The organism is Gracilibacillus salinarum, assembly GCF_022919575.1.
GTDB lineage: Bacteria > Bacillota > Bacilli > Bacillales > Amphibacillaceae > Gracilibacillus > Gracilibacillus salinarum.
The window spans coordinates 2159071-2173555 of sequence record NZ_CP095071.1 but is presented as its reverse complement, the minus strand read 5'-3'; the positions used below and the strand labels follow the sequence as shown (position 1 = coordinate 2173555).

At 41.1% G+C, this 14485-nt stretch carries 13 protein-coding genes; 10 read left to right on the top strand and 3 right to left on the bottom strand.

All coding sequences use genetic code 11. The features are described 5' to 3' along the window. The first annotated feature begins 4 nt into the window (after window positions 1–4). A complete protein-coding gene (locus MUN87_RS10100) occupies window positions 5–919 on the top strand; it encodes a carbohydrate ABC transporter permease (RefSeq protein WP_244747644.1) in 915 nt (304 codons plus the stop codon). 1008 nt (window positions 920–1927) lie between these two features. Here MUN87_RS10100 and MUN87_RS10095 read toward each other — a convergent pair. Continuing rightward, the gene (locus tag MUN87_RS10095) at window positions 1928–2542 is read right to left on the bottom strand and encodes a YesL family protein (protein WP_244747643.1); all 615 of its coding nucleotides are present in this window, start codon (window positions 2540–2542) and stop codon (window positions 1928–1930) included. 178 nt (window positions 2543–2720) lie between these two features. Here MUN87_RS10095 and MUN87_RS10090 point away from each other — a divergent pair, with 178 nt between their 5' ends. The 3 genes from MUN87_RS10090 to MUN87_RS10080 are packed head-to-tail and all read left to right on the top strand — an operon-like array spanning window position 2721 to window position 4030. After that, the gene (locus tag MUN87_RS10090) at window positions 2721–3020 is read left to right on the top strand and encodes an antibiotic biosynthesis monooxygenase family protein (protein WP_244747642.1); all 300 of its coding nucleotides are present in this window, start codon (window positions 2721–2723) and stop codon (window positions 3018–3020) included. A 16-nt stretch (window positions 3021–3036) separates the two neighbouring features. Continuing rightward, entirely contained in the window at window positions 3037–3810 is a 774-nt protein-coding gene (locus MUN87_RS10085) for an APH(3') family aminoglycoside O-phosphotransferase (protein WP_244747641.1), read from the top strand. Window positions 3811–3829: 19 nt separating this feature from the next. Further along, complete coding sequence (locus MUN87_RS10080; RefSeq protein ID WP_244747640.1) at window positions 3830–4030, top strand: hypothetical protein; 201 nt, start codon at window positions 3830–3832, stop codon at window positions 4028–4030. Window positions 4031–4894: 864 nt separating this feature from the next. Here MUN87_RS10080 and MUN87_RS10075 read toward each other — a convergent pair. Beyond that, window positions 4895–6514, bottom strand: a complete 1620-nt coding sequence (locus MUN87_RS10075; RefSeq protein ID WP_244747639.1) for an ABC-F family ATP-binding cassette domain-containing protein — start codon at window positions 6512–6514, stop codon at window positions 4895–4897. A gap of 105 nt (window positions 6515–6619) precedes the next feature. Between MUN87_RS10075 and MUN87_RS10070 the strand changes: the two genes are divergently transcribed. The 3 genes from MUN87_RS10070 to MUN87_RS10060 all read left to right on the top strand — a co-directional run bounded on the left by MUN87_RS10070 (window position 6620) and on the right by MUN87_RS10060 (window position 11161). Then, window positions 6620–7504, top strand: a complete 885-nt coding sequence (locus tag MUN87_RS10070; protein ID WP_244747638.1) for an AraC family transcriptional regulator — start codon at window positions 6620–6622, stop codon at window positions 7502–7504. A 113-nt stretch (window positions 7505–7617) separates the two neighbouring features. Continuing rightward, complete coding sequence (locus MUN87_RS10065) at window positions 7618–8916, top strand: alpha-glucosidase/alpha-galactosidase (RefSeq protein WP_244747637.1); 1299 nt, start codon at window positions 7618–7620, stop codon at window positions 8914–8916. Between the two features lie 19 nt (window positions 8917–8935). Next, window positions 8936–11161, top strand: coding sequence for an alpha-galactosidase (locus MUN87_RS10060; RefSeq protein WP_244747636.1), 2226 nt, complete (start codon window positions 8936–8938; stop codon window positions 11159–11161). A 441-nt stretch (window positions 11162–11602) separates the two neighbouring features. Here MUN87_RS10060 and MUN87_RS10055 read toward each other — a convergent pair whose 3' ends face one another. Beyond that, window positions 11603–12247, bottom strand: a complete 645-nt coding sequence (locus tag MUN87_RS10055) for a YczE/YyaS/YitT family protein (RefSeq protein ID WP_244747635.1) — start codon at window positions 12245–12247, stop codon at window positions 11603–11605. A 194-nt stretch (window positions 12248–12441) separates the two neighbouring features. Between MUN87_RS10055 and MUN87_RS10050 the strand changes: the two genes are divergently transcribed. The 3 genes from MUN87_RS10050 to MUN87_RS10040 all read left to right on the top strand — a co-directional run bounded on the left by MUN87_RS10050 (window position 12442) and on the right by MUN87_RS10040 (window position 14452). Beyond that, on the top strand, window positions 12442–13005 hold the full coding sequence (locus MUN87_RS10050) for a sulfurtransferase TusA family protein (RefSeq protein WP_244747634.1): 564 nt from the start codon (window positions 12442–12444) through the stop codon (window positions 13003–13005). A 74-nt stretch (window positions 13006–13079) separates the two neighbouring features. Further along, complete coding sequence (locus MUN87_RS10045) at window positions 13080–14207, top strand: MBL fold metallo-hydrolase (RefSeq protein WP_244747633.1); 1128 nt, start codon at window positions 13080–13082, stop codon at window positions 14205–14207. 17 nt (window positions 14208–14224) lie between these two features. Then, a complete protein-coding gene (locus MUN87_RS10040) occupies window positions 14225–14452 on the top strand; it encodes a sulfurtransferase TusA family protein (RefSeq protein WP_244747632.1) in 228 nt (75 codons plus the stop codon). Window positions 14453–14485 lie beyond the last annotated feature (33 nt).

Sequence of the window (14485 nt, the reverse complement as noted above, 5' to 3'; positions counted from 1 at the left end):
ATCTATGACTTCGATCTCGCTAAATAGAATCCGAAACAAGAAACCAGGCGATTTGCTGTTTGACATTTTTATAGTGGCCCTATGTGTCTTAATGTTTTTCGTTGTCGCCTATCCAATATATTTTATCATTATTGCATCGATCAGTGACCCGACGCTTGTGTCGACAGGTAAGGTACTGTTTATGCCAAAAGGCTTCAGCTTCTTCGGCTATGAGCAAATTTTCCAGGATTCACGTGTCTGGATCGGGTACCGTAATACATTATTCTATGCGCTATTCGGAACGTTGATTAACTTGATGTTAACCTTACCGGCAGCATATGTACTGTCTCGGTATGAATTTAAAGCTCGTCGCCTGCTGATGTTTTTCTTTATATTTACGATGTTTTTCAACGGTGGGTTAATCCCGACTTACATGCTGATGAAAGATTTAAGTTTATTAGATACGGTCTGGGTGTTTATTTTTAACCCATTAACGGTCAACGTATTTAATTTAATCATTACGCGAACTTTCTTTGAAAATAACATTCCGGGCGAAATGTACGAAGCAGCAACGATGGACGGCTGTTCGCACTTCCGTTTCTTCACCTCGATCGTGATGCCGCTGTCGAAGGCGGTTACTGCCGTAATTGGTCTCTATTATTTAGTCTGGCACTGGAATGACTTTTTTACCGGATTGATTTATATTCGAAACTACGATCTGCAGCCATTGCAAATCGTCCTAAGGGATATTCTATTATCCAATCAAGTATTCTCAGAAGGTGCAGGAAGCGGTGGTACCGGTGGTGGATATGCACAACGTTATGCTGACCAGGTCAAATACGGTGTCATCATCGTATCCTCCTTGCCAGTGCTAATGTTGTATCCATTCATTCAGAAGTATTTTGAAAAAGGTGTATTGATTGGATCAGTAAAAGGATAGGAAGAGGAAGAAAGCCGGGCTACCCGGCTTTTTTCATGTGATAAGAAAATATAAAAAGCGTTCAAACGGACAACCAGCGCAAGCAATATGTCACAGTAACGAGTATGAAGGAATCGTCGCGTTTGTTCGGCTATCTTGTAAGACGAGAAACTCTATAACCATTGTCATTTTGGAAGCTTATACAAAGGTAGTAAGGGCCGGGTGGTTTATGCCTGATTTTTCTTATAGGTTAAGAAAATGTTAACGAAGGTGTAGTTCAGCGTAGTGAAAAACTAGAATGTACCAAGTATAAGAAAAACGATGGTATTCGCTATGAAACGAGCCGAATGCCGCTTTTTTTCTATAGTAAAAGGAGCCAAGAGTAGAGAGCGGTGCGATGAAATTTGTATTGTTTAAAGAGAAAGGGACCAAAAGTGATAAGCAGCGCAACGAGATTTGTATTGTTTAAAGAGAAAGGAACCGAAAGTGGTAAGCAGCGCAACGAGATTTGTATTGTTTAAAGAGAAAGGAACCGAAAGTGGTAAGCAGCGCAACGAGATTTGTATTGTTTAAAGAGAAAGGAACCGAAAGTGGTAAGCAGCGCAACGAGATTTGTATCGTTTAAGGAGAAAGGAACCAAAAGTGATAAGCAGCGCAACGAGATTTGTATCGTTTAAGGAGAAAGGAACCAAAAGTGGTAAGCAGAGGAACGAGATTTGTATCGTTTAGGGAGAAAGGAACCAAAAGTGGTAACCAGTCCAACAAGATTTGTAGAGTTTTAAAAGAAAGAAGACAAATCTGGTTGTTTCCCGGCTGGTTTTGTCTCCTTACATAGTCTGTACCAAGCGCAGGCGCGCCCGTTTTTTATAAGCAAAGAAAGTATATGTTGTAGAGCAAACATCCTAGAGTAGGCCAACCACGTAGACTCCCGCAGGACGCGGAGTGGTTGACCGAAGCGGTATCCCAGCACATTAAATATCTCAACATGGGTGCTCGGCTAGCAAAGGCTAGTTGACATAATCCTATCAACTAAGCACCTTCTGCAACCTGGGCAAATGTTGGGTAGGCAATCCGCATGATCAGATAAGCTAGTAAACTGACACCTAACGCGGGAATGAAACCTGGTATGGAATAATAGAAATAACAAACCCCAGCAACCAAGGCGAGCATTATGATTGTTTTGATCGGTTTGCCGATTGCTAGAATAGCTGAATATTTAAAGTAGCCAAGAAATGAAAATTGATAGTGCACAAAGATCGGAAATAGAAAAATAGCGACAATTGCGATAATCGCTAACAATATATAGCTCATCACCATCATAAATGATTTAAATAATGAGGCATCCATCAGTCCTAATACGTGAATATTGAACAATATTAGAGCTGTCGCAATCGCAATAATATAGCCTAATACATTGGATTTGAGAAACTCTTTTTTATAATAATGGAAAAAGGTGCGAAATAATTTCACATCATCCTCTTCTTTGATATCCTGCCTGATCGTTGCGAATAATGCAGCTGTTGCTGGGAAGATACCGAATGCCACTAAACCAAGCAACGTAAAGATAAACCAGTAGAGATTAAGCAATAAAATCTTAAACAGCCATTCTCCGATTGAAATATATGATGTCATTCCTTTATTCATTGCAAGAACCTCCTGTAATCGTTTTCTAACTATTATATTAAGCATACACAAAATATATATCCTGGTAAATTCAATTTAAACAAAACGAAAAAAAAGATAGGTATTCAAAAAATAAGTAAGGAATTGCGAAAAGTAAGGCGGTTATATAAAATGAATCTAAACTAAAGGAGTGATAGAAATGATTTTAGAAGCGGTTATGCTCCAAGTGAAGTCAGGAATGGAAGTGGATTTTGAACATACTTTCGCAGAGGCATCATCAATTATTACCTCGATGAAAGGGTATCTATCACATGAATTACAACGGTGTATCGAGGAGAAGGGCAAATATTTATTGCTAGTTCGCTGGGAGACATTAGAAGCTCACACTATCGGCTTTCGCGGATCTGAAGAATATCAGGAGTGGAAAAGTTTACTCCATCACTTTTATGACCCTTTTCCAACCGTTGAACACTTTGAGCTGGTATCACCAACTAAATGAGAAGGTGGTGACAGGGATGAAGGGATTGCCAGATCGATTATCTAAGAAAGTAGAAGGGTTTTCATGGAAACAAATGACGATTGGCTGTTCGGAAGCGAAGACATACTTTTTGCAAGGACCCGCGTATAATCAATACCTTAAAATACAACCAGCGAATGCGGTAGAAAATTTGTCCGATGAAAAGGACAGATTAGTCTGGTTGCAGGGAAAGTTAGCCGTTCCAGAGGTGATTGATTATGATAACGATCACCAAAACAAATACTTATTAATGACAGAAGTTAAAGGAATCAATGCGTCTGAGCGTGTCCACTTGGCAAATGTAACAGATTTGATGGAGCAAGTGGGCGCTGGTCTGCAAGTTATACACAATGTCAACACGACAGGCTGTCTGTTTGATCAAACACTTGAAATTAAAATTACAGAAGCGAATAGAAGGGTACAAAATGGCCTTGCGGATGAAGAGGATTTTGATTGGGAAAGAAAAGGGAGGAAGGCATCCAAACTCTTCGAAGAATTGCTTTTCAAAAAGCCTTCTAATGAAGATCTCGTTTTCACTCATGGTGACTATTGTTTACCTAACATTATACTGAATAAGGGCGAAGTCAGTGGTTTTATTGACGTCGGGAGAACAGGAATCGCCGACAGGTATCAGGATGTCGCTCTAGCGGTCAGAAGCATTGCCTTTAATTTTGGCAAGGAGTATATATCGTATTTTCTTGAAGCGTATGGAATGCCAGATGTCGATGAAACGAAAATGGATTACTATCATCTGATGGATGAATTTTTTTAACATATGGAGGTGAGGTTTGATGAAGAAGAGCACAAGAATGGTGATTAGCATATGTACTCTAGCTTTGTTAATAACTCTATTTTTAATCGGTACGCAAGCTTACTTCCATAAAAATGAAATCAATCTTGCAAGTGACCGATGTCAGGAATCGGGTGGAATACCGGAAGTAGAAAGTGATTTATTATCTTTACATTATACTTTCTCTTGCGATAAATCCTAACAAAGTAAAAAATTGACTGGGACATAACAAAAAAATGCATATGTGAAAAACGAACAACTCAGAAATAAATAGGAACTTTCTAAGTACAATTATACGTAGTTGAAGCATACTGCGAAGTAATGACTATTTAGCGATGTATCATATTTTATGCTAAGTAAGAATCTATCTAATGCTGTAAAATTGTATTTCTATTTGGTGATTATGACATTTTTATTGTGCTTGGCAAAGCTCCGGAAATATGCTCCGCGTCCTGTGGGCACGGCTTCAGCTAACTTATGAAAGAAAATTCTTTTTTTTCATAAGTGGATCTTCAGCTCGCGCTGATTCCACGGGAGTCTCCGCATATTTCCTACGCTTAAGGAAGTGCTACAACGCATGGAACAGCTAAAAGCAGTGGTGCTAGGCATTTTACATATTATAGACACTAAAGGACACGCTCAAAATACTAGCTGTATTATTAGTTGTAGAGCAAAACCATAACGTAGGCCAACCACGGAGACTCCCGCGGGATTGTGCAGGTGCTGAAGATCCACAATGTCTGCACCTGCGTCTACCAGTAATGCTTCGAAGTAGGCTTCCTCGGTGCAAGGCAGCAAAGAAGTAACTCGAGTAGTAGCCTAGCTTCAGCCGTGCCCCGCAGGACGCGGAGTGGTAGGACGGAGGGGCATTCTTGCAGACAAAGCATGTCAAAATGGTCTCCCAGCTGATCACGATACCTATATTTCGCGCTTCGTGTTACTTCTCAGTATATCCATACAGCACATCAAAAAAGCCAAACGCACCACGAATGTTAGTTGGAAACATTTTGTGTTTCGTTTGGCTTTTGATTAACGAAAATACTTTTATCTCAAGCTGCTCTCTGTTTTACACGTACATTGCCTGAATTTCTTTTTGAAGCTTCTGATCTGCTACATACTCATCATAGCTGATCTCTTTATCCACAATGCCTTTAGGCGTAATCTCAATCAGACGATTGGCGATACTATTAATAAACTGATGGTCATGAGAAGTGAAAAGGATCGAGCCTTTAAATTTAATCAGACCATTGTTTAAGGACGTAATCGATTCAAGATCAAGGTGGTTGGTTGGCTCATCTAATACGAGTACGTTGGCATTGCTTAACATCATTTTAGACAGCATACAACGAACCTTTTCACCACCGGACAGGACGTTTGCTTTCTTCAATGCTTGCTCACCAGAGAATAACATACGACCTAAGAAACCGCGTAAGAACGTTTCAGTCTGATCCTCAGGAGAGTATTGGCGAAGCCACTCCACTAATGTCATATTATTGCCCTCAAAGTATTCCGAGTTATCTTTAGGGAAATAAGATTGAGAAGTGGTGACACCCCAAGAGAAAGTACCTTCATCAGGTTCCATTTCACCCATTAAAATATCTAATAACGTAGTCTTGGCAATTTCATTTGGACCAACGAACGCTACTTTGTCATATGGCTTTAAAATAAAGCTGACATTATCAAGAACTTTCACGCCATCAATCGTTTTGGAAATACCTTCAACACGTAACAAGTCGTTTCCAATATCGCGGCCAGGTGTGAACGCAACATATGGGTAACGACGAGAAGAAGGCTTGATATCATCTAGTGTAATGTTATCGAGCATCTTCTTACGGGAAGTTGCCTGCTTTGATTTCGATGCATTCGCACTAAAGCGGGCGATGAAGTTCTGTAAATCCTTCATTTTTTCTTCTTTCTTCTTGTTTTGCTCTTTTGCCATTTGTAATGCTAACTGGCTGGATTCATACCAGAAATCATAGTTCCCAACATACATTTCAATCTTTCCGTAATCGACATCCGCGATGTGCGTACATACTTTGTTTAAGAAATGACGGTCGTGGGATACGACGATAACGGTATTTTCAAAATTGATTAAAAATTCCTCTAACCATTGGATTGCCTGAATATCCAAGTGGTTGGTCGGCTCATCGAGTAATAGGATATCCGGGTTGCCAAATAAGGCTTGAGCTAGTAACACTTTTACTTTTTCCGAACCAGATAATTCTGCCATTGTCTTGTAATGCAGATCCTCGCTAATGCCAAGTCCTTTTAATAGAATGGCAGCATCGGACTCTGCTTCCCAACCGTTCATTTCAGCGAATTCACCTTCTAATTCTGCGGCGCGCATACCATCTTCTTCCGTGAATTCACCTTTCGCATAAATGGCATCTTTTTCTTGCATCACTTCATATAAACGAGTGTGGCCCATGATGACAGTCTTCAAAACTTCAAATTCTTCATAAGCAAAGTGATCCTGCTTTAATACGGCCAGACGTTCATCTTTGCCAAGAGAAACATGACCTGATTGTGGTTCGAGTTCTCCTGATAATATTTTCAAAAAAGTAGACTTACCGGCCCCATTTGCACCGATTAAGCCGTAGCAATTTCCAGCTGTAAATTTAATATTGACATCTTCAAATAACTTTTTATCACCGAAACGTAAACTAACATTGGTTGCTTGTAGCATAACTTCACAATTCCTCCATTATCTCATATATAAAGCAAGCTTAAGTGATTTATGGTAGGAAGTCAATCAAGGAGTGATATAATTTGTGTAGAAGGAGGGATTCGGATGCAATCTTATGCCAAGCATCATACCTATGGTTTTCGTTTCAAAGGGGAGCATCAGGAGCGCGTAGCAGGCTTGCATGCGATCGGGAAAGAAAAGCAAACAGAAGAGAGTTACAGATGGGATGGCCTGCAACGAGCGGAGCATGGTCGCATTGTCTTTCAATATACGTTGGATGGTCGGGGCGCGATACGAATCGGAGAGACCATCCACCAATTGGAAAAAGGGGACGCTTTTTTTGTAAAGATTCCTAGTGATCATTGCTATTATTTACCTGACGATTCTTCGCATTGGGAGTTTGCGTTTATTACATTGTATGGGGATGAAGTGAACAGTCAATATGAGCGGATCACTGAAAAAGCGGGCCACATTAGTCATTTGCCACTGCACTCGCGACCAATTAAGCATATTTTTCGTTTGCTCGATATTATTGAGACAACCGGGATTCAGCATGGCTATGATGCTTCAGCTTACGCGTATTCTTTTCTGATGGAGTACTTACAATATGTCGAATATGAAGAGCGTCAGGAAGCTGATCTCCCTGTTGCAGTAGCGAAGGCAGTGACCTTTATTGAAAAAAACTATGCAGCTGATATTGGCTTGGATGATATTGTTGTTATTTCTGGTTTATCCAAATATCATTTCACGCGATTATTTTCTAAACATTTCAAACAAACACCGATTCAATTTCTGACGAAGGTACGTATTGAAAGGGCACTTGAATTATTGCAGCAAACCGAAGATTCGATTGAGGAGATCGCTTTTGCGGTTGGATATGCCAGTAGTAATTATTTCACTAAGGTATTCAAGCAGTTACTTCACGAAACACCAAGTGCATATCGCCAAAGCAAATCCGTTATGCCGGTGGATCGCCTTTTTATCGATTGATAGAGCAATATATTACTCATTTCATCGATATTTACGATTGTAAACGGTTGTAAACCTTTTTATGATAGAAGCAGTAGGAAGCAATTTTTTGCGAATCATAAGGAGGGAATCACTTGTCAAAGATAACTTTTTTAGGTGCTGGAAGTACGGTTTTTGCGAAGAATGTGTTAGGGGATTGTATGACAGTGGAGGCGCTTAAGGATTTTGAATTTGCCCTATTTGATATTGATCAAGAACGTTTACATGATTCTGAAATGATGTTGAATAATATGAAGAGCAGTATAGCACCGACAGTCAAAGTAAAGGCCTATCAAGATCGAAAAGAAGCACTGCGAGGCGCGAAATATGTGATCAATGCGATTCAAGTCGGCGGCTATGATCCTTGTACGATAACGGACTTTGAGATTCCGAAAAAATATGGACTCCGGCAGACGATTGCGGATACGCTTGGGATCGGCGGTATTTTCCGTAATTTGAGAACGATTCCAGTCATGAAAGAATTCGCCCGTGATATGAAGGAAGTTTGTCCAGATGCATGGTTTTTAAATTATACGAATCCGATGGCGGTGTTGACGAATGTGATGCTCGAAGAAGGGATCAAAACAGTAGGACTGTGTCATAGTGTTCAGGTTTGTGCAGATCATCTGCTCGATTCGCTGGACATGCCAAAGGATAATATTCAATGGAAGATTGCAGGTATTAATCATATGGCGTGGTTGCTCGAAATTACCCGTGACGGAAAAGATCTATATCCCGAAATTAAAAAACGAGCGAAGCAAAAGCAGCAAGAAAAGCATGATGACATGGTCCGTTTTGAATTAATGGATAAATTCGGCTATTACGTAACGGAATCCTCAGAGCATAATGCAGAGTATCATCCATATTTTATCAAAAGTAAGTATCCCGAATTAATTGATCGTTTTCAGATTCCGCTTGACGAATACCCACGTCGTTGTGTGAATCAGATTGAAGGTTGGAAGAAAATGCGTAATGAATTGGTGAATGATCAGCATTTAACGCACGAACGGACTCATGAATATGGCTCTTACATTATTGAAGCTATGGAAACAAATCAGCCGTTCAAAATAGGCGGAAATGTTCAAAATACGGGTGGCTTAATTCGTAACTTGCCTGAAAAAGCTGTCGTCGAAGTCCCTTGTCTAGTCGACGCGAGCGGTGTCACACCAACACATGTCGGAGAGTTACCAGAGCAGCTGGCAGCATTGAACCGGACTAATATCAACACACAGCTGCTAACGATGGAAGCGGCTCGAACACGTAGCAAACAAAAAATTTATCAGGCAGCCATGCTCGATCCGCATACAGCAGCAGAACTATCGCTCGATGACATAGTAGCGCTTTGTGATGATCTGATCGAAGCACATGGTGAATGGTTACCGGAATATTACTAAAAAGTAAGGGAGTATCAACATGGCAATCATAATTAATCAGCTAACAAAAGAATTCCACCTGCAAACGAAGAACTCCAGTTATATTTTTAATGTATTGGAGAATGAACAATTAGGGCATTTATATTATGGCAAAAAAATTCGTCATAAAGATTCGTTTGAACACCTGCTTGTCAAAATGAATCGAGGAAATACATCTTATGTGAAGGAAGGCGATATGTCCTTCTCACTGGAACAAACGAAGCAGGAATATCCATCTTATGGAACAACGGATTACAGAGAGCCTGCTTTTCAAGTATTACAGGAAAACGGCAGCCGCATTACTAATTTTCAATACCGAAGTCATCGTCTCCTGACTGGTAAACCAAAGCTTACTGGTTTACCTGCAACATACGCCGAAAAAGGGGATAATGTCGAGACAATAGAAATAACGATGTATGATGAGGTTATTGATGCTGAACTGGTGTTGCTATATTCTGTTTTTGAAGATCAGGATGCAATTGTAAGAAGTGCACGATTCACGAACCAAGGTCAAAACGGCTTACAATTAACACGAGCAATGAGCGCGAGTGTCGACCTGTTTGACTCTGATTACGAGATGCTTCAGCTGTCAGGTGCCTGGATTCGGGAGAGACATTTGAAAACTCGAAAACTGCAATCTGGCATACAAAGTGTTTCGAGCACGAGAGGGGCCAGCAGCAGTCATCAAAACCCGTTCCTTGCGTTGAAGCGCCCTGCAACAACAGAGTTTCAGGGAGATGCATTTGGATTTAGCTTAGTGTACAGTGGTAACTTCCTGGCTCAGGTCGAAGTGGATTATTTGGATGTTTCGAGAGTCAGTCTAGGTATTAATCCATTTGATTTTAACTGGTTATTGGAAAAAGAGGAAAGCTTCCAAACGCCAGAGATGGTAATGGTTTACTCGGATCAAGGGCTGAATGGCATGAGCCAGCAATTCCATGATTTATATCAAAATCGTCTGGTCAGAGGAAAATGGCGCAATCAAACACGCCCTGTATTGACGAACAATTGGGAAGGAACTTATTTTGACTTTAATGAAGAAAAAATAGTAGATATGGCAAAGCAGTCGAAGGAATTGGGTGTAGAGTTGTTTGTGCTTGATGATGGCTGGTTTGGTAAACGTGATGATGATACGACTTCATTAGGTGATTGGTTCGTCGACGAGCGGAAATTGCCTAATGGAATCAAGGGTCTGGCGGAAAAGATTGTGGCGCTGGATATGGATTTTGGATTATGGTTTGAACCGGAGATGATCTCGAAAGTAAGTGAATTGTATGAACAGCATCCAGATTGGCTTATTCAGGTACCAGACCGCAATCTATCCCACGCCAGGAATCAGTATATCCTTGATTTTTCTAGAAAAGAAGTGGTCGATGCCTTATATGAGATGATGGCTGATATCTTAAGTGATTCGCCAATTTCTTATGTGAAATGGGATATGAACCGATACATGACAGAAATTGGATCTGTGGCATTGCCAGCAGCGCGTCAGCAAGAAGTACCACACCGGTATATTCTTGGTGTCTATGATCTATATGAACGGTTAACAAGTGCATTTCCGGACATTTTGTTCGAATCTTGTGCAAGTGGTGGTGGTCGTTTCGATCCGGGAATGCTATATTATGCACCACAAGCCTGGACGAGTGATGATTCCGATGCAGTTGAACGTTTGAAAATTCAATACGGCACGTCGCTTGTGTACCCGGTCAGTGCGATGGGCGCACACGTATCAGCGGTTCCAAATCATCAGGTAGGTCGGCTGACCAGCCTTCGTACCCGCGCTGAGGTAGCCTACTTTGGGGCGTTTGGTTATGAATTGGACGTTACCCAAATGCCGGAAGAAGAAAAAGCCGAGATGAAAGAACAAATTAACTTTTACAAACAGCATCGCGATTTATTCCAATTTGGTACGTTTTACAGGATTCACAGCCCGTTTGAACAAGACGGCAACCGCACGAGCTGGACAATGGTAGCAAATGATAAATCAAAAGCAATCGTCGCAGACTATCACGTGTTGTGCCGCCCGAATCCCGGATTTATCCGGTTACAATTGGTTGGGTTGGACCCAGAAGCCGATTATCAAATCGAAGGCTATGAGGGAGTTTTTCATGGGGATGAGCTGATGGAAGCAGGCCTGCAGCTGGACCACGAACAATTCCGTGAATACGAAGCCTTTGAGGCAGTAGGGGATTTCTATTCTCGTATTTTTATTTTGAATAAGATATAAAGAAAAGGACCGTTGGAGAGACGGTCCTTTTTGTGTCAGTATGAAAGTATATAAGTGCAGTTACAGCAGTAAACATATAGAACATGGAGTTTTTTCCTGTAATATTGATAGGTTTGAGATGCTTTACAAAGCTCCGGAAATAGGCTCCTCGTCCTGTGGGCACTGCTCATAGCCGTCAAGCTAAGGAAAAGAGCAAAAGTTGTCTATAAGAAGAATTACCTTAACTTGACGGCTATGGGGCACGGGTTGCAGTTAGGCTACTACTTGAATAGCATCAGTGCTGCCTTGTGCCGAGGAAGCCCATATTGGCAGACACAGGAACAGATAAACGGACGATAACTTCCTGATAGCAATCAGTAGGGGGTCAACCCCCACACTGATTGAAGTCTCACATGCCCGTTTATTATTATTTAGGTGCTAATTTCGCGAATTCTTGTACTTCTAGTTTTTCACTGGTACCATCGTGCCACGTTGCTTGAGCATCGGTTCGGCGATGTGGCGGCGGAAGTATTGGACGAGAGGTCCGGTGAAAAAGGCAAAGATAACGGTTGCGATACCGACGATGGCGCCAAAGGAAAAGCCAATGGCAACGCAAAGGACATCAGTCGTAATACGCGCAATCGGGAATGGTATTTTTTGTTTCGATACATTTTCAATGACAAACGCCATTGCATCATAAGGAGCAACGCCTAATTCCGGTGTAATGTATAACGCGACACCGAAGCAGGCTATCACGAAGGCCACTGCCATCAAAATTAACCGTATCCCCAAATGAGATAAGTCATCGGTAATAATTGACATACATAAGACAAAGAAATCCGATATAAAACCGATTCCCACCATATTCACAATCGTCCCGATTCCGAGTGATTTTCGATAAAAAGGGATGACGACAGCTAATAAAATAATATTGAAAAATAACTGATACATTCCGAATGACAAATCGAACAGACTGCTTAATCCTAAATTAATCGTAGTAAAAGGGTCTGTACCTAAGGCACTTACTCGCAAAATAGCTACAGCTAAACCAATCAGGATGTTTCCAAACAACACCATGAAAAATGAACGCCAAGTAATAGTTTTCATGTTATGTCCCCTATTCTTTTCTCTAGTATATGTGATCGTTTCCAACCCTTATTATATCGAAAACAATAGTAGATAGATAGAGACATTTGCTGAAAATTCAAGAAATGATGAACTTGACAGAAGAAAAGAAAGGTAGTAAATTTATACCCATAGGGGTAAAATACCCTGATAGGTATATGGGAGGCGAGAGCAAGATGATACAAGCAGATAAGGTAGTGGATGCGCAAGGATTAGCTTGTCCAATGCCAATTGTCAAAACAAAACAGGGTATATCAGATATGCAGGATGGACAAGTGATCGAAGTACAGGCAACAGATAAAGGATCGAAAGCAGATTTGGCAGCCTGGTCAAGAAGTGCTGGTCATCAATATCTTGGAACGATAGAAGAAGGAGAAGTACTCAAGCATTATCTTCGAAAATCATCCAATGATGATAACTTGGAAAGAAAGCATCCGGATATCATCAGTAATCAAGCATTAAAAAATAAAATTACTGAAGGTGAACAGCTGTTGGTCCTTGATGTTAGGGAAGAAGCAGAATATGCTTTTGACCATATACCAGGAGCGGTATCTGTTCCATTAGGTGAAATCGACAACCGAATGACCGAGGTAGATCCAAACAAAAACGTCTATATCGTATGCCGCACAGGTAGCCGAAGTGATCTAGCTGCTCAAAAGCTAGCAGCGAACGGATACAAGCAAGTGTATAATGTCGTCCCAGGTATGAGCGAATGGGACGGACCAACAGAAACGAATTGAGTAGGTGCAGATGGAAACAGAGCATTCATCTGCTTTTATTAGATATCTGTTAATACCGTAGGGGGTAAAAAAAGATGACCATAACAGCTATGAAGTCTGCGGAGTTAGTAAAACGTATATTTAACAAAGATTCATTATTTATTTTAGATGTTAGAAACAAAGAGGCATATGAAGATTGGAAAATTGAAGGAGAGCATTTGGACTATTTAAATGTACCATATTTTGACCTTTTAGAAGGTGTCGAATCGATTATCGATCAATTGCCAACAGATAAAGAAATTGTAGTTGTCTGTGCTAAACAGCCGTCATCGGTAATGGTGGCGGAGATGCTGGCGGATAAAGGGCTGGATGTATTTTACCTGGAAGGTGGGATGAAAGCCTGGAGTGAACACTTAGAACCTGTGAAGATCGGTGACATTGGAGAAGCTGGTGAAATTTATCAGTTTATACGGATTGGCAAAGGTTGTCTTTCGTATATGGTGATTTCGGCTGACGAAGCAGCGATTATTGACGCCACGAGAATGATCGACATATATCAGGATTTTGCTAAAGAAAAAGGTGTCCGGATCACCCATGTAATGGACACCCATCTGCATGCTGATCATATTTCGGGAGGACGTAAGCTGGCAAAGGCATCTGGTGCGAACTATTGGCTGCCGCCGAAAGATGCAACGGAAGTAACGTTTGATTATCACGCCTTACAAGATGGAGATACGATTACTATTGGCGATGTTGTGATCGATATTCAGCCGCTTTACACACCAGGTCACACAGTAGGTTCGACCTCTTTTATCGTTGAGGATCGCTACCTGTTAACTGGTGATATATTGTTTATCGATTCAATTGGCCGACCTGACCTGGCTGGTAAAGCAAACGATTGGGTTGCTGATCTGAGAGAAACCCTTTATTCGCGATATCGAGCATTAGCAGGGGAGCTGCTCGTGTTACCTGCACATTTTATGACAAACGATGAAATGAATGATGATGGAACGGTTGCAGCGAAATTAGCAACTCTTTTTGCCTACAATCATGGGCTGCAAGTCGCTGATGAAGAGAAGTTTCGCAAGATGGTGACAGAAAATCTTCCGCCACAACCAAATGCCCATCAACAAATCCGTGACACCAATATGGGGAAAGTAAATCCGGATATGGAAGAGCAACGTGAGATGGAAGTAGGACCTAATCGCTGTGCAGTGCAATAATTAGAGGAGGATAACGAATGGATAGTAAAAAAATAGTAGATGCAAAAGGGTTGGCGTGTCCAATGCCGATCGTCAAGACAAAAAAAGAAATGGAAATGGTTGAATCAGGTGATATTTTGGAAGTGCAGGCTACAGACAAAGGTGCCAAAAGTGATTTAACAGCGTGGACCAGATCGGGCGGTCATGTTTTATTAGATAGTAAAGAAGAAAATGGTGTGTTTACTTTCTGGATCAAAAAAGGATAAACAAAGAAGTGGGAACCTCTAACGGTTCCCCTT